Here is a 16759-nt window from a genome sequence, read left to right as displayed (position 1 = left end):
AGGGGACGACCATGACAGCTTCCTTGCAACGCCAAACCGGATTGACGCTCATTTCGACTATCTTACTTCTGGGCTTAATCGCGTTTTTTACGCTGTTAATTTTGAAAATCGCGCCAATCTATATAGATCATAGCAAAGTGGTTAATTCACTAGCGGGTTTAAAACAAACTGTCGACATTCAAACGAAAAGTAAAAACGAAGTTTGGGATGCGCTGGACAAACGTTTTAACCTCAATTACGTTTATAACGTTACGAAGGATGATGTCAAAATAACCAAACAAGGCAATTATTTGAAAGTTGAAATCGATTATGAAGTCGTCGAAAAGATTGTCGGTAATTTGAGCGTGCTCGTCGAGTTTAATGAAGTCATTGAGGTGGGTGTAGAGTGACGAGAGACCCTGAGACTCTTTGCAAAAAACTGGGTTTGCACTTCAATAATATGCAGTTGTTTAAAATGGCACTGACCCATCGCAGTATGGGCGCGCACAATAACGAGCGCTTGGAGTTTCTAGGAGACTCGATACTCGGATTCGTGGTCGCCGAAAAACTGCATGAAATGTTTCCGGAAGCCAGCGAAGGGGTTTTAAGCAGACTCAGAGCCAGCCTAGTCAATCAGGGCACGCTCGCTGACTTGGCAAGAAAGCTTAACATCGGCGATTATTTAATCCTTGGCTCCGGTGAACTGAAAAGCGGCGGTTATCGACGCGACTCGATCCTATCCGATGCTATCGAAGCGATTATCGGCGCCTTGTTTAAGGACCAAGGCATTGAAATTTGTCGGCAATGGGTTCTGGATATGCTTCAGGACAAACTCGACAGCTTATCGCTTGATAATTGGCAAAAAGACCCAAAAACACAATTACAGGAATTGATGCAATCAAAAAAACTGGACTTACCCGACTACACCTTAATGACAATGTCCGGCCTCCCGCATGAACAAACTTTTAAAGTGAAATGCACGATTCCGTTATCGGACAAATCGTGTATCGGTTCCGGCGTATCAAGAAAAAAAGCCGAACAAGACGCCGCCGAGCAAATGCTGGCACTATTGAAGCGAGAACAATCATGAAATGCGGCTATGTTGCGCTAATCGGCCGACCCAATGTCGGCAAATCGACGCTGATGAATCATTTATTAGGCCAAAAAATCAGCATTACATCACGAAAGCCGCAAACGACAAGACACCGCATTATCGGCATCAATACAACCGAAGCCGGCCAAGCGATCTATGTCGACACGCCCGGAATGCACGATAACGAAAAACGTGCACTGAATCGTTACCTCAACCGGACCGCCGAAACCACTTTGGTCGGCGTCGAGGTCATCGTTTGGTTAATCGACGGACTTTCCTGGCAGCCTTATGACGATTTGATTTTCAAAAAACTGGAGCAAGCCGGCTTACCTGTCATTCTAGCGGTCAATAAAGTCGATAAGATCAAGGACCGGGAGACCCTGTTGGCATTTTTTGCCGAAGCCCAACAGCGCTTTGCTTTCGAACATATCATCCCGATTTCCGCGTTGAAAAAGACCAATCTGCAACAACTGGAAGCACTGGTGATGGAATTATTACCGGAACGCGACCTCATTTACCCTGAGGATCAAATTACCGACCGCCCGGAACGCTTCTTAACTGCGGAAATCATTCGTGAAAAATTGACCCGCAGACTCGGCGACGAATTGCCTTATGCGTTGACGGTCGAAATCGAACGCTATGAAGAAAACCCCGAAATCACCAAAATCTATGCCGTGATTTGGGTCGAGCGTAGCTCGCAAAAAAGCATTGTGATCGGCAAACAAGGCGAAATGCTGAAAAAAATCGGTTCCGATGCCCGGCTCGATATCGAAAGACTAATCGATCAAAAAGTTTATTTACAGTTATGGGTAAAAGTCAAACAAGGTTGGTCCGACAACGAACGAGCATTGCGAAGCTTGGGCTTTAATGATTGAGACTGTTGTTTCGTTACAACCGGCTTTTATTCTACACCACAGGAACTTCCGAGAAAGCAGCCTGATCGCCGAAATATTGACTCGGGATTTCGGCCGATTCACGGTTATAGCAAAAGGTGTCAGAACACCGAAATCGAAACTAGGTCCCTTTATTCGTCCGTTTGTTCCTGTACTATTGTCGATTGCCGGCAAGTCGGAATTAAAAACACTGACACACATCGAACCCTGGCAATCGGCACCGAAACTGCATGACCTCGCACTGTACAGCGGATTTTATATCAATGAACTGGTCACTTATTTTCTGCACCCTTTCGATCCACACCCTGAAGTGTTTCTACTTTATCAAAACGCCTTAAGCGAGCTATCGAATACCTTAGAACTGGAACCCGTACTCCGGGTTTTTGAACTTAACCTGCTGACCCAAGTCGGTTATGGCTTGCAGTTCGATGTAGACAATCTTCAGCATCCGGTTTCGCCCGGTAAGAAATACTGCTTCAATGCCGAGTCGGGACCGGTCGAATCTGAGCAAGGAGATTTTGCGGGAAGCACTTTCCTCGCACTGGAAGCACGCTCATTCCCGGATAGGACCACTCTGACCGAGGCTAAAAAAATCATGCGCTCGGCAATTAATTTTCATTTGAATGGGAAGCCGCTCAAAAGCCGAGAGGTTATTTCCAAAATCCTTAAACACTCGCATTCATGAACCACAACGATATTCTACTTGGCGTCAACATCGACCATATTGCCACGTTAAGGCAAGCTAGAGGCACTCAATACCCTGACCCGATCCAAGCTGCACTGATCGCCGAACAAGCCGGCGCGGACGGCATTACCGCTCATTTGCGCGAGGATCGCAGACATATTCAGGACCGGGATATTTATTTACTGCGCGATATCATCCATAGCCGCCTGAATCTGGAAATGGCCGTAACCGATGAAATGATTGCAATCGCACTCGAAGTCAAACCTTACGCTTGCTGTCTCGTTCCGGAAAAGCGCGAAGAACTGACTACCGAGGGCGGTCTTAACGTGGCCGAAAATCAAGCACGCATGAACGATGTCTGTCTTCGGCTCGGGGAGGCCGGAATCGAAGTCTCCTTATTCATCGACCCGGATCAAGGTCAAATCGATGCTGCTGTAAAAGCAGGCGCGCCAGTCGTCGAATTGCATACCGGACGCTATGCCGATGCGGAAACATCGAGCATTCGCTCCGACGAGCTAAAGCGCATTCAATCGGCCGCGCAATATGCAAACAGCGCCGGACTACAGGTCAATGCCGGGCACGGACTCAATTTCCACAACGTCGAAGCAATTTGCAAAATCCCTGAAATTGTCGAATTAAATATCGGCCATGCCATTATCGCCCAAGCGGTTTTCTCCGGTTTAGCCAAAACTATCGGCGATCTTAAACAATTGATGCGGCAAGCCCGATTACAGTGCTTGATCTCCAAATAACCGATGAAATTACAATGCTTTCAATTAACCTCGGCCGGTGACAGAGAGGTTAATCAAGATTCGATGGGACGCATTATTCAAGACGATTATGCCTTGTTTATTGTTGCCGACGGACTAGGAGGCCATCAATCGGGTGAAAAAGCTTCCCGATATTTTTGCCAAGGCTTATTAAAATTAGTCAATCAGTACCGGGGGCATCTTGCCCAAGCTCCCGACGAAACCATGATTGCCTGGTTTAACTCGGCTATCGAAGAAATGAAAAAGCTTTTCGGCAACGATCCATCCGCATCGGAAGCACACACCACCTGCGCATTGCTCTATATCGACCCGAATCAAACCATCACTGCACATTGCGGCGACTCCCGAATTTACCGGATGAATGCGAATAAAGTTCTATGGCGTACGAAAGATCATTCGATCACGCAGCAACTGTTGGACGAGGGATCAATAACCGAACAAGAAATGGGCTTGCACCCTGAACAAAACCAACTGACGCGTAGTGTAAATATCTTGAAAACCCATCTTCCCGAAATCCATGTTTATCCTCCAATAAAACTAGGCGAGACATTTCTCTTATGTACAGACGGCTTCTGGGAATACGTTAAATCCGCCGAATTACTCGACTTAGCGCAACCCGAAAGCGGTAAAAACGAACTGGGAAAATTCGCCCGATTGACGGTACTTAGGGCAAGAGGGCACAGCGACAATGTGACGGTGCAATGGATAAGATGCCTTGGATAAAGCGATTAAATAGCCGCATTACTGACATCAAGACTGATGTTTGCGCGTGCACTCTGTATCAAAGCGACACGCTAGCATCGAAAAGGGGTCTATTGATTTAACACAACAACCCCTATCACTCAAATCTCGGAATACATAATGCGACACCGAGTGTGATGCGCAAAAGAGGATAATCAGTACTTAGAGTAGATTTTCTCTGAATTAAAACTAGGCTGCCAATCCGTGTTTTTGTATCCGATATAGCAAGGTATCTCGGGTAATGCCTAATAACCGGGCTGACTTGCTGCGATTACCGTTAGTTCTAGTCAGCGCTTGATTGATCAAGTCAGCCTCCAGCGAGTCCAATTGGATACCGAAATCAGGTAGTTTAAAACTCGGAACAATGCCCGCATCCGCTGCAGGGGTCTTTTCATCAATATATTCAGCAAACTCATGGGGCAAATTATCGGGCTCGATAACCTTTCCCGCCAACAAAATCGACAGTCTTTCGCACAAATTGCGGAGTTCTCTAATATTACCCGGCCATCGATAGCGAGTTAAAACTCGAATCGACTGTTTACTGAATTGCGGGGCTTCGAGCGAATGGGCCTGTGCAAAATGCCGAACAAAATGAGTAACCAGCGGCTCGATATCTTCGGTTCTTTTCGATAAAGGCGGCAACTCCAGCGGCACGACATTTAAACGAAAGTACAAATCCTGCCTAAACTGTCCTACGTCGATTTGCTTAACCAAATCTTGGTTACTAGCCGCGATGACTCTAACATCGACACGGTAGGGCTTGGTTTCTCCAACGGCCAGGCATTCGCCCAATTCCAAAAAACGCAATAATTTTGCTTGAATCGACAGAGGTAACGAATTAATTTCGTCCAAAAATAAAGTACCGCCATCAGCGGCTTGAAAGATGCCTTGCTTGTTAACGTTAGCTCCGGTGAATGCACCTTTTTTATGTCCAAATAATTCAGACTCTACTAAACTTTCGGGCAAGGCGGCGCAGTTCAACTTGATAAACGGTTTGTTAGAACGCGCGCTTTCTTTTTGAATAGCGGAAGCCAGTATTTCTTTACCGGTACCGGTTTCTCCTTTGATGAAGACGGTCACATCGGTACAAGCAACCATTCTAGCGCTACGGAGTAGAGAATCGAGTGCGGGAGATTTCCCAATTATCGAATTAAAATGATCCACAGGAGCCTCTCCTAGTATTTATAAGTGTTGTAATCGCATGGGATTAAGCCATGGCAGAGCGGCCAATAATGCGAGTGCAATCATCAATAAGCCGACCGTCTGCTTAAAGTACTGCATTCTGGATAACCTCGTTAGTGCACTGGTTATTATACCGACACTTATCACGGCAGGTAAAGTCCCAAAACCGAAAGCCAACATAGTCAACCCGCTACGAATTATATCACCGGTCGTCGCCGCAAGCGCCAATGCCGCATAGACAAGACCGCAGGGCAACCAACCCCAAATCATACCGAATAAAAAAGCTTGCTTGCGCGTTTTCACCGGAATTAAGCGGCGGCCATACGGCTCGATTAATTTCCAAAAACGGGCACCGGCTTTTTCGATATAAGCAAAACGCGGAAACCATCCCGCGATATAAAGTCCGGCACTGGTCATGATCACAGCCGAAAGTACCTGCAACACCCTATGCCCCTGACCTTCTCCAAAAGGCATCGTCAATATCGCCTCGATAAAGCCTACCAACATCCCGGCCAAAGCATAGCTACTGATGCGGCCCAAATTATAATTCAGCACATAAGGAAAAAGCCTAGCCTTGGAAGTACGGACCTCGGGCTTAAGACTCAGCGTAAGCGTCCCAATAATCGACCCGCACATGCCGATGCAATGCATGCTACTAAACAACCCCATCGCAAAAGCGACAAAATAGGAGGCATTAAAGGGGATAGTATGTTCCATAGGGGGAGAACATTAGCATATTTATTAACTTAAACAATATTTAGTTTTGAAAAATCGAGGGTTTTGACTCATCTTTTTGCGTGTAATAACACAGATCAATTACTTATGCCGTATTATTGAATAACTAGATAAAATCTCATGCGACTATTTTGCGTATTTGCCCAGGAACATTGCCAACCGCAATATCTTGTGCCATCTAATCAGCTTGATATAACCATCGTAGATCAAAATTCGGCACCGGGGTGTCCGTCAAAGGACGCCGTGAATACGCCCATGTAGGCTCTATGCCAGCGCCATGCTGGCAAAGCCTTTGTCGGACACCCGGCACCACCTCGAGCACTGCCGAAATTTGAAGTGCGAAAGGTATACCTTAAGATCCACGCATCATTCAGACTAAATAGTTAAAATCTCATTTAAAAACCGACTGAATTTGCATCTGGATTTTTTCCGCCATCGATTTACGATCTTCGGCATCTCGAATCGGACGACCGACCACGATATAGTCGGCTCCGTTAAGGAAAGCTTGCTCGACACTGACCACGCGCTTCTGATCGTCCTCTTCCCTATTGTCGACCGGCCTAATACCCGGCGTGACAACCAACAAACGATGATCTAACTCCTGTCTTAACATAGACACTTCCAGCCCAGATGAAACAATACCATCGCAGCCGATTTGCAAGGCGCGCTTAGCTCGCGATAAAACCAAATCGCGTATATCGCATTGAAAGCCCAGATCATCGAGATCGCCTCTATCCAAGCTAGTTAAAGCGGTCACCGCCAGTACTTTTAATTGTCCTTTTTCCTTCGCGGCCGCTTCCATAATGGCATCGTTACCGTGAATTGTCGCCAGGTCGACGCCTTTACTACTTAGCGCGCGAATCGCACGCCCCACCGTTGCCGGCACATCAAAAAATTTTAAATCGACGAAAATCTTTTTGTTCTGTTTTTTCAACCATTCGATAAAGCCAAAATAATCCCCTGACATGAAAAGCTCCATGCCGACTTTATAGAAAATCACCGAATCGCCCAATTCTTCGACCAAGGCTTGGGCTTCGGGGATACTCGGTACATCCAACGCCATGATTAAGCGCTCGCGGACAGGAATGGATTTTTCGGAAATAAAAGTTTCGGTCATGAGCAAGTATCGATATGCAATAAGAAAAGCCACTATATTACCGAAACTTAATTCAACAGTGAATGTTAAAATAGCATTCAACTATTCCACCCTGCCAAATGCGCATATCAAACGCGTCTTAACCGCATCTCAACCAAGCATTCAACGCATCTATGATCTTCACTCTGTTGCAAATGGCCGTATTGATCGCTTGCGGCATCGGTTGGCGCTGGCTTTGCCCAGGCGGACTTAGCTCCGAACAAGTTCGACCGGTTTTGACATCGGTAGTCTATTATTTGTTTTTACCTGCAATGGTACTAGAAGTCCTGTGGCGTTCGGACATAGGCGTACAATCTCTACAATATACTTTTCTTGGCACTTCAAGTATCGCTTTTGCAATGATTTGCATTTGGTTAATCGGGCGAGCCCTTAACATTCAACATAAAAAACTTGGCGCGATTATTCTGGTCACTGCATTCCCCAATGTCACCTATCTTGGACTGCCCGTTTTAGAAGAAACTTTCGGTCATTGGGCTCGTTCGGTCGCCATACAGATCGACTTATTTGCTACCGCGCCTTTTTTATTTACTGCTGGCATCATGACTGCCCGCCATTTTGGCGAAAACCATAGCCACAAACACAAACCGATCTGGCTCAATCTCAACGCTCCGCCTTTTTGGGCAGCCTTATTGGCGGTGATTTTAAATCTGAACCAGATTACTGCTCCCGAGTGGTTACTGGGGGTTTTGCAGAAACTTTCGGCCGGCGTCGTGCCGATAATGCTTTTTTCATTGGGTTTGGCATTAAGCTGGCAAAGCATCACTTTGCGTAATCTACCTTATGCTCTGCCGATTATTTTGATTAAACTATTTTTAATGCCGTGGTTTGCCTTGCAAGTATCGGTATTTTCAACGCTGGATGAGGCGCATAAGGCCGCATCTGTCTTGGAAATGGCCATGCCCAGCATGGTATTGGGCATTGTTTTTTGCGACCGCTACCGGCTAGATAGCGCCCTCTATGCCATGGCGGTAACGCTCACCACCGTCTTGAGCATGGTCACTCTACCTTTTTGGTACCGCATCATTACTACAACTTAAGTTCATTTATGAATCCGACCCTAGAAATTTTCTCGCAAGGCGAAGAGATCGTCACCGGACAAACTGTCGATACCAATGCGGCCTGGCTTTCTCAAGCCTGCGTAAATATGGGTTTTACGGTTACCCGACATACCGCCGTCGGCGACCGACTCGATGAGCTCATAGCTCTCTTAAAAGAAATCTCGTCTCGCGCCGATTGCTGTATCTGTACCGGAGGGCTGGGCCCTACATCCGATGATTTAACCGCTCAAGCCGCCTCTTTGGCTTTCTCTATGCCCTTGCATTTCGACACGAAAGCTTTCGAGCAAATTTCCAGCTTCTTTAGAAATAGAGGGCGAACCATGCCGGAAAGTAATCGAAAGCAAGCTTATCTTCCTAGCGGAGCCATACGCATAGATAATCAATGGGGAACCGCTCCCGGGTTTACCTTACAATACAATCGTTGTCGATTTGTCTTTTTACCGGGCGTGCCGTTCGAAATGCAACATCTATTTAATGAATTTGTTAAATGTTTTTTTGAACGTCATTACACTCTCAACCCTAAGCAATTGATCACTCTAAAAACTATCGGTATCGGCGAATCCGACATACAGACGGCTATCGCAGATATTACGATACCTCCGGAAATTCAACTCGGCTTTCGTGCCGGTCCGGATCATATCGAAACAAAATTACTCGCCCCCGCTCAATATCCTCGCCAGAAACTCGACGTGTATATTGATACAATAAAAAGCCGACTAGGTGATTTTATTTTCGGAATCGCTGACGATTGCAACCATTGCGACGATTTGCCTAGCACGATCGATAAAATGATGCGGGACCAACAACGAACGGCGATCTTCATTGAAACCATAAGTCAAGGTCTCATGGCAGCGAAATGCGCGATTGCCAATGACTGGCTTTTAGAGACTCATTATCAACGAAGCCCCGCACATTTCGCCGACCGATTTTCGGTCGCTTTTGACGATATTATGGACCTACCAAGCCAAGCAAAAAGCATCGCAAATGCGGCAAGAAATCAAAGCGGCGCGGATCTTGCCCTTATACAACTCTACAGTGAAGACAACGCAATAGACAAACAAGACTGCACTATTACAATTTACAACGCTTTGTTAAGCCCCGAAGGCTTGCGGCATTCGACTCATACGATCGGCGGCTCCGTTAAGCGAAAACAAAACCAAGCCGCATTGCTGGCATTGGATTTACTACGACGCTATTTACAAAACACAAATTAACATCATGCCTTTAATTCGACTAACCAATGTTTCAATCGCCTACGGAACCCATGCATTGCTGAATAATGCCAATTTTCAACTGGACCCAGGGGAGCGCGTCGGGCTTCTTGGTAGAAACGGCGAAGGAAAATCCACGTTAATGAAAATTATCGCAGGAAACATCCAGCCCGATCACGGCGAAATCTGGCGCCAACCCGAACTGAAACTCGCCTGGTTAGAACAGGCTCCGGAATTGGTTGGAGAATCTACCATTTACGATGCCGTAGCCGCTGGACTGGGCGAATTAGGCCAATGGATAACCCGTTACCATGCCCTGTCTACACAGTTAGATAATGCTGACGACAAAACACTGCAGGAACTTGGCGATCTACAGCATAAACTGGAATCCAAAAACGGCTGGCATTTTCAACAACAAGTCGAATCGACGTTAAGCCGACTAAATCTGCCGGGAGAACTCCCGGTAAAAAGCTTATCGGGCGGATGGAAGCGTCGAGTCGCACTCGCGAGGGCATTAGTCCTCGAACCTGAATTACTCCTTTTAGATGAACCGACCAACCATCTGGATTTAGACAGCATCACATGGCTGGAAGAGCAATTATTAAATTTTCAAGGGGCCGTTTTATTCGTTACTCATGATAGATTCTTTCTACAAAAATTGGCAACCCGTATTGTCGATCTCGATCGCGGCAATCTAACATCCTGGCAAGGGACTTATGACGACTACCTTCGACGTAAGGCATCCGCACTGGAAGATGAAGCCAATCAAAACGCCGAATTCGACAAAAAACTGGCTCAAGAGGAGGTTTGGATTCGCCAGGGCGTAAAAGCGCGGCGCACCCGTAACGAAGGACGTGTTCGAGCACTCAAGAAATTACGCGACGAACGCGCGCAACGCCGCAATGTTCAAGGAACGACCAAATTATCTTTGGATCGCGGAGACACATCGGGTAAAAAAGTCATCGAAGCGACCGATCTTTGCAAAGCTTTCGACGAGAAACCGGTGGTAAAAGATTTTTCAACACTCATTCAGCGCGGCGACAAAATCGGGTTGATCGGTCCCAATGGCGCAGGAAAATCGACACTGTTGAAACTGTTGCTCAAGCAATTAGAACCGGACAGCGGCACTGTCGAACAAGGCACTCGCCTGCAAGTCGCCTACTTCGACCAACTGAGAGAACAACTCGATCCGGAAATGACTGTCGCCGATTCGATTGCCGACGGCAATGATTATGTCGAAATTGCCGGAAACAAACGCCATGTCATGTCATACCTTGGTGACTTTTTATTCGCGCCGGCGCGTGCACGCTCGCCGGTCAAAAGCCTATCCGGCGGAGAAAAAAACCGCTTACTCCTTGCTCGATTGTTCACGAAACCGGCCAACCTGATCATCATGGACGAACCCACCAATGACCTGGACCTGGAAACCTTGGAGTTATTGGAAGAAAAACTGGTCGATTATGACGGTACTTTATTATTAGTCAGCCATGACCGGAGCTTCCTGGATAATGTCGTTACCAGTGTACTGGTTTTCGAAGGCGGCGGCGTCATAAGCGAGCATATCGGCGGCTATAGCGACTGGTTAGCAAACTATCAAAACACCAAAGCCGCAGAAATTGCTGTCAAAAAAACCGAAAGCATTGAAAAAAAAACCAGCAATGACACGCCAAAAAAGAAAAAACTCTCTTATAAAGAACAAAAAGAATTAGATGAACTTCCGGACCTGATCGACCGCCTTGAGTCTGATCACTCAGCCATTAACGAAAAAATCAATTCCCCTGATTTTTATAAAAACGACCCTACAATGATCGCCGACACCCTTGAGAAACTGAAAACTATCGATAAAGAGATGGAACATGCCTTTCAACGCTGGCATGATCTCGAAGCCATGACTCATTAAAAATTAAAATTCATTGCATCATAAGCAATAGTACCTTATCATTGCCCGTTTCCATTCGCTGATGGATTAAATACCGGAGAGATGGCCGAGTGGTCGAAGGCGCACGCCTGGAAAGTGTGTATACGGCAACGTATCGAGGGTTCGAATCCCTCTCTCTCCGCCATCTGATCGATACAAATTCCTTAAAACCCGAAAACTACACGCTATAGTTTTCGGGTTTTTTTATGCCTATTATTCCCTTCTGATTAAAAAACCGTCTAAGAGTAAACCTAAATTCGTCAGCTCAACCATGAACGACATGAAGCTAATGAAGCATTTCAAGAGATTACCTAACGCTCATGAATGCCTGCAATCGCCCCCTCTTCGGAAACGGCATTTTTGTTGCTGAGTTTTTACATATCGAAAAATTAGATAAAAAGTCTCGATCTACGAACTTTCACAATAACATTGCAGCTAACTTTTCGGATGAGGAAAGCTGCACACAAACGAATGACAAGTTATTGAATTAACGTCTTATTCTTCATGGTGAAATGCTTTTTCTAAGTTAAACTTTGTTCAAAAAAACCATAGAATAGGCAGGTTAAACAAATCAAAATAAGCGACACAGTCTGTCGTATAGACCCGCATAATATTTTTCAAATAGTCGATTAACCGTTGAACCATTCTGGAGAAATATCATGCTCACTCCCAAAAAACATCGCATTCCCAGGCAGCGGCAAGCCAAAAACAGCCTGGATCAAAGTTGCTCCCTCACACAATTGAAACAAACTTGGTTCAGCCGGGCTTTATTGATGGGGCAAAACCTCAGGCTACTGGCGAAATCCATTGAAATATATGATGAAATAGTAAACTTGCTAGAACTGGACGAAGTAGACTTCGAGGAGCACAAAACCTCGGAGATACAACGAATCATTAAGAAACAAGCAAGCCATTTCGCCAATCCGATAAGCGAGAATCAGGAAACAGCATTCGTCAATATTGTTCGAATGAAACAGGCTTTCGGTTTCTCCGAGGTGGAAATTCAATTGTTATTATTCGCCAGCATACTGGATCTCGATGGCGAATTTTCCGAGTGTTTCGAAATCCTAGAACGCGTCAGTAATCGGCAGTTCTATCGGACTTTACATAAAATACTCAACGCGCCGGAGAACGATATTATGCAGGCTTTCGATAAACAAGGATTGCTAGCGAAAAGCGGCCTTTTGAAAATCAATCCTGCGGTTGACACCATCCCGGATAAACTCCGTCTATTAAAAGGCATTTCCACGACATTGTTGGACAACCCTAATAAACCGATTGCTGATTTATTCGCTGATTATGTCAGACCGGTAAAAGCAGTAGAATTATCGGCGCGAGATTTTGAACATATAGCACCATCTTATCAACGCTTGAGGAAGTATCTAAGAGATGCGATCGACCAGCAACTAACCGGATGTAATGTCTTGCTCTATGGACCACCGGGCACTGGTAAAACGCAAATGGTACGTAGCCTTTCGGCTGAATTGAAAATCGATCTTTACGAAATCAGCGCAGAAGATGCCGAAGGAGAAACTTTGTCGGGAAAAGAGCGTATATCCGCCTGCCAATTAGCACAATTTTTATTGCAAGGAAAAGCCAATCATTGTCTGCTTTTCGATGAAATCGAGGATATTTTTTCCACTCCGTGGCCAATGTTCTTAGAGCCCGAAAATCAATCAACCGGACGAGAAAAAGCGTGGGTCAACCAATTGCTGGAAAACAACCCAGTGCCCACCTTTTGGCTGAGCAACGACATCACAAGTATCGATCCCGCCTTTATCCGTCGCTTCGACATCGTCCGGCAACTGGATATACCGCCCGCCCCGATACGAAAAAAACTGCTATCCAAGGCATTACGCGGCATAAAAGTGAGTGAAAAATGGCTGAATAACATGGCAAACCTGGAACAGCTATCACCCGCAATTATCGAACGGGCGGCTAAAGTCACACGAGCAATAGGGGAAAACAAAGCCTCTACCAATGAATCTCATTTGCAAGACTTGATCGAGGGCACGCTGAAAGCCATGACTGGTGAGGTGAAAATCAGTCGTCGCCAGGCAGCTGAATTTTACGATCCTGGATTGCTGAATACGGTAATAGATATAGACACAATTAGTGCGGGACTGAAACGATCAAAACAAGCTCGCCTCTGTCTATTCGGCCCACCCGGAACCGGAAAAAGCGCTTACGCTGGATTTTTGGCCGATTATCTGGCGATACCGTTGTTAGCTAAACACGCCTCCGACATTATCGATTGCTATGTCGGCAATACTGAAAAGAACATAGCGCGCATGTTTGAGCAGGCCAAAGACGAAAATGCCTTATTGCTACTGGACGAAGCGGATAGCTTCTTACAGAACCGAAATCATAGTCAACATAACTGGGAAACTACCCAAGTCAATGAGTTGCTGGTTCAGATGGAGCATTTCGACGGACTATTCATTTGTTCGACCAATATGATGGAAAATCTCGATAACGCAGTTTTACGCCGTTTCGATTTCAAAATTAAATTCGATTATTTGAAAACGGAGCAAAGCTGGACGCTATTGCAACATTACCTGGGAACGGCACTGAGCCGGAAGTCGCTAAGCCAAAAACAACGCTATCAACAACAATTGGGGGCGATGTCATGTTTGACACCGGGCGATTTCGCCGCAGTAAAACGTAAGCTGACGGTATTGAATGAAACGAAAAATGTAGAGAAATTTCTGCAAAGCTTGCGTGATGAACTATCATTCAAGCCCGGTGGCCTTAAACGTTCTATCGGGTTTGGGGCTGTGATTTGATGTATGGGTAGGAAATATCCACTTAAGAATAGTAAAAAATAAAGAACCAAATAACGACAATATTTAAAAGTAGAACTTGAACCCAAAGATTAAATTCTATCAATCAAATTCATATAAATAATCACGGAGTCTTAGATGAGTGACGTAGCATTATTAGTAGCAGAATCTCCTTGGTTTATGCCAAAAGATAATTTCGGCCAAGCCTCTGGCTTACCTTTTTTTGAAGGAGTCAAGAAAATCCTTAATTCAAAGTTAGATGATTCACACTTTAATATTTATCATAGCAACTTTTACGACGATACCTCATTAGAACAAGCACTTGATTTTTTAGTGCAAACTAGAGAAAACAAGCAAATCCTCTATTTAGGAGGGCATGGAGATGGGGAATATATTGCTGATGCATCTATCGATAAAGCTTCTGATCTAATCCGCGATCGCGGCAATAATATTAAGGGACTTATTCTTAGCTCTTGTTGGGGAGGAAAAAATGACAAAGTGGCGGCTGCAACGCAATTTGGTTTAAATTCAAAGAGCAATCGAGTGAATTGGGTGAACGGCCCTAATTGGGTACTCGCCTATAGATATCCCGTGTTATGGTTTGAATCCGCTATGATAGAAACCTCGATAGTTTACACCATGGCGAACGCCTATATGAATGGCCGTTTAAATTCTAGGCAGGACATTTTAAATAAATTTATTGACGCGCTCCGCCCTTTTTCAATTGAGGACATAATTGGCCAAGATGATGAGACAAATAAGTGGGATGTCTCAGTAAAAGATACCATTCGTGTTTGGATTAGACCCCAAGGCTCGGATATTCCCAGTGAGGTTACGGAGAGTCTATTTTCAGAATTATCGGAGATCCAAAATTACTAATTGATATTACGCACGGAATAAGATCCATTAACTTACCACAATCTTTTAATCTGTAAGTTATTGGTTATTACTAGTTAGAATCAGTTATGAGAAATCTTAGAAAACCGAATTATTGCCCATCTAATTCAACTGATAACGCTTCATTAAAGATTTTGTTTCCTGGATAAAATACGCCCTTAACCCAATTGGTTCCACAACCTCAACCCGACTTCCAAAACTGCTCAGCCACCAGCGTAATTCCTGGGTATCCAGAATGGTGGCTTGCAGCAAGACTCGCCCATCTTCTTCGGGTGTTAGAATTTGATCTTCCGTTAATGGTGTTTCGTATAAATGAATCACTGCACGCGGTTCGAATAAAGCTTGTAATTGAATCGGTGCATCGCTATGTGGATAAGCAAATTGTTGATCTTTTTCAATGTACTCCTGTAAATTGAATGATTCAGGTCGCATGATCTCATTTTCGAGTAGCTCAGATTTTTGGAAGCGGTGTAAGGCCAATTGTTTAACATCATGATAATTCCATAGCGTACAAACAAGATAAATCACGTTCTGACGATTAACGATCCCCAATGGATTGATGATGTAATCGACGCAGTCTTTGTTCCGTGGAGTATAAGTCGCATGAACTTGCCTGTCTTTCAATAAGCCTTCGTAAATTGTTTGTTGAATCAAAGGGTCGATTGACGGCTTTAATAACTCCGGCCCACGGCTTATGACGGCGACTTTATCTGGCCAACTATGAAGACGGGATTGATTACACGTCGCCAGAACTTCATTCGCACGTTCGAAGTAAGGGTTTAACAGATCCAGTGTAGTCTGCGGCAATATATTATGCAGATAGGACTCCGCCATCCCAAAGGCGAGAGCCGTCACAATATCCATATTCGGTAGATCCTGGATTCGGGCCGACTCTTGCCAGCACCACAAATTTCTCCTACCGTCGATGTCACAGGACAAAGGAAAGGCAATCGAAAGCTTTTCTAGATCACGTTGAATTGTGCGCACATGGATATCGTATCCTTCGCTTGAAAGCACGGCCTTTAGCTCTGGAGTAGTAATTCGACGAGGAAAACGTGGAATCCTGGAAAGCATCAACCATTGTCGATATAAAGTGTCATACGTGCGCGGCATGGGTTAGGTTTCTTATAAAAATTCTAAGTAAATCTTAGCCAATCGAGTAGCATCAAACGGCAATGAATACGTTTTATTGGCGATGCCATTCTATGACAAACCTTAAGGCAAAAAAAAGCCCGTGTTGAGTGATCAACACGGGCTTTAGGATAAGAGCCTGGCAATTCCCTACTTTCACATGGCAAACTGCCACACTATCATCGGCGCTAAGCGGTTTCACTGCCGAGTTCGGGATGGGATCGGGTGGGACACGCTCGCTATGGTCACCAGGCAAACTGGTTACAGCAGGTTCAACGCTAAGCCGTAAGGAATAAGTTGGTATTCTTTAACTCACTCGATACGCTCTCGGCTTCTTGCTTTGAGCCTACTCAAAACTCTTTACTTCAGGTGTTTTCGGTTTTATCAGGGTTTTCGGTCTCTGCCGCTTAGCCTTTCGCCTTGCGCCTTTTACCTTGCTCTTTTCACCTGTTTTTTTGGAAATCTGTACACGTTTTTCGCTCTCTCGCTTTAGCGATTGTCGGCCGTTGTATAACACTCTGGTTTTC

The 16759-nt window shown here is 45.2% G+C and carries 15 protein-coding genes, 1 tRNA gene and 1 rRNA gene; 12 read left to right on the top strand and 5 right to left on the bottom strand.

Translation table 11 applies throughout. The annotated features are described in order from the left end of the window. The first annotated feature begins 11 nt into the window (after positions 1 to 11). Genes EQU24_RS02840 through EQU24_RS02815 form a run of 6 tightly spaced genes read left to right on the top strand, consistent with a single transcriptional unit; the run spans position 12 to position 4143 of the window. On the top strand, positions 12 to 389 hold the full coding sequence (locus EQU24_RS02840; RefSeq protein ID WP_017840951.1) for a DUF4845 domain-containing protein: 378 nt from the start codon (positions 12 to 14) through the stop codon (positions 387 to 389). Continuing rightward, positions 386 to 1069 carry a ribonuclease III gene (gene rnc, locus EQU24_RS02835; protein ID WP_026130199.1) on the top strand — a complete coding sequence of 228 codons (684 nt, stop codon included), beginning with the start codon at positions 386 to 388 and terminating at the stop codon, positions 1067 to 1069. Before EQU24_RS02840 ends, rnc begins: the two co-directional genes overlap by 4 nt. Beyond that, positions 1066 to 1947, top strand: a complete 882-nt coding sequence (gene era, locus EQU24_RS02830; RefSeq protein ID WP_017840953.1) for a GTPase Era — start codon at positions 1066 to 1068, stop codon at positions 1945 to 1947. The genes rnc and era overlap by 4 nt, the downstream gene beginning before the upstream one ends. Next, complete coding sequence (gene recO / locus EQU24_RS02825) at positions 1940 to 2650, top strand: DNA repair protein RecO (protein ID WP_017840954.1); 711 nt, start codon at positions 1940 to 1942, stop codon at positions 2648 to 2650. Before era ends, recO begins: the two co-directional genes overlap by 8 nt. Then, the gene (gene pdxJ, locus EQU24_RS02820; RefSeq protein ID WP_017840955.1) at positions 2647 to 3402 is read left to right on the top strand and encodes a pyridoxine 5'-phosphate synthase; all 756 of its coding nucleotides are present in this window, start codon (positions 2647 to 2649) and stop codon (positions 3400 to 3402) included. The genes recO and pdxJ overlap by 4 nt, the downstream gene beginning before the upstream one ends. Positions 3403 to 3405: 3 nt before the next feature. Beyond that, positions 3406 to 4143 carry a PP2C family protein-serine/threonine phosphatase gene (locus EQU24_RS02815; RefSeq protein ID WP_017840956.1) on the top strand — a complete coding sequence of 246 codons (738 nt, stop codon included), beginning with the start codon at positions 3406 to 3408 and terminating at the stop codon, positions 4141 to 4143. A 207-nt stretch (positions 4144 to 4350) separates the two neighbouring features. Here EQU24_RS02815 and EQU24_RS02810 read toward each other — a convergent pair whose 3' ends face one another. The 3 genes from EQU24_RS02810 to pyrF form a co-directional block, all read right to left on the bottom strand. After that, positions 4351 to 5325 (bottom strand): sigma-54 interaction domain-containing protein, encoded by a 975-nt coding sequence (locus EQU24_RS02810; protein WP_026130200.1) that lies wholly within the window; start codon positions 5323 to 5325, stop codon positions 4351 to 4353. An 18-nt stretch (positions 5326 to 5343) separates the two neighbouring features. Next, positions 5344 to 6060 carry a sulfite exporter TauE/SafE family protein gene (locus EQU24_RS02805; RefSeq protein ID WP_026130201.1) on the bottom strand — a complete coding sequence of 239 codons (717 nt, stop codon included), beginning with the start codon at positions 6058 to 6060 and terminating at the stop codon, positions 5344 to 5346. A 409-nt stretch (positions 6061 to 6469) separates the two neighbouring features. Then, entirely contained in the window at positions 6470 to 7195 is a 726-nt protein-coding gene (pyrF, locus tag EQU24_RS02800) for an orotidine-5'-phosphate decarboxylase (RefSeq protein ID WP_017840959.1), read from the bottom strand. A 152-nt stretch (positions 7196 to 7347) separates the two neighbouring features. Here pyrF and EQU24_RS02795 point away from each other — a divergent pair, with 152 nt between their 5' ends. The 6 genes from EQU24_RS02795 to EQU24_RS02770 all read left to right on the top strand — a co-directional run bounded on the left by EQU24_RS02795 (position 7348) and on the right by EQU24_RS02770 (position 15083). Beyond that, complete coding sequence (locus tag EQU24_RS02795; protein ID WP_017840960.1) at positions 7348 to 8271, top strand: AEC family transporter; 924 nt, start codon at positions 7348 to 7350, stop codon at positions 8269 to 8271. An 8-nt stretch (positions 8272 to 8279) separates the two neighbouring features. Beyond that, positions 8280 to 9506 (top strand): competence/damage-inducible protein A, encoded by a 1227-nt coding sequence (locus EQU24_RS02790; RefSeq protein WP_017840961.1) that lies wholly within the window; start codon positions 8280 to 8282, stop codon positions 9504 to 9506. 4 nt (positions 9507 to 9510) lie between these two features. Further along, positions 9511 to 11403: an ATP-binding cassette domain-containing protein gene (locus tag EQU24_RS02785; RefSeq protein ID WP_017840962.1), complete on the top strand. Its 1893-nt coding sequence runs from the start codon at positions 9511 to 9513 to the stop codon at positions 11401 to 11403. Positions 11404 to 11478: 75 nt separating this feature from the next. Continuing rightward, a tRNA-Ser gene (locus tag EQU24_RS02780) sits at positions 11479 to 11566 on the top strand. Between the two features lie 514 nt (positions 11567 to 12080). Next, positions 12081 to 14207 carry an AAA family ATPase gene (locus EQU24_RS02775; RefSeq protein WP_017840963.1) on the top strand — a complete coding sequence of 709 codons (2127 nt, stop codon included), beginning with the start codon at positions 12081 to 12083 and terminating at the stop codon, positions 14205 to 14207. Positions 14208 to 14342: 135 nt separating this feature from the next. Beyond that, positions 14343 to 15083 (top strand): hypothetical protein, encoded by a 741-nt coding sequence (locus EQU24_RS02770; RefSeq protein WP_017840964.1) that lies wholly within the window; start codon positions 14343 to 14345, stop codon positions 15081 to 15083. 120 nt (positions 15084 to 15203) lie between these two features. On the opposite strand, the gene EQU24_RS02760 is transcribed toward EQU24_RS02770, so the two are convergent. Together EQU24_RS02760 and rrf are read right to left on the bottom strand one after the other, a co-directional pair. Beyond that, positions 15204 to 15965 carry a helix-turn-helix transcriptional regulator gene (locus EQU24_RS02760; protein WP_017840965.1) on the bottom strand — a complete coding sequence of 254 codons (762 nt, stop codon included), beginning with the start codon at positions 15963 to 15965 and terminating at the stop codon, positions 15204 to 15206. A gap of 404 nt (positions 15966 to 16369) precedes the next feature. Next, positions 16370 to 16485: ribosomal RNA gene (rrf, locus tag EQU24_RS02755) — 5S ribosomal RNA — on the bottom strand. Positions 16486 to 16759: the final 274 nt, after the last annotated feature.

This window comes from Methylotuvimicrobium buryatense, from assembly GCF_005931095.1.
Classification (GTDB): domain Bacteria; phylum Pseudomonadota; class Gammaproteobacteria; order Methylococcales; family Methylomonadaceae; genus Methylotuvimicrobium; species Methylotuvimicrobium buryatense.
The sequence above is the reverse complement of the archived record's forward strand: the minus strand, read 5'-3'. Positions and strand labels throughout refer to the sequence as shown.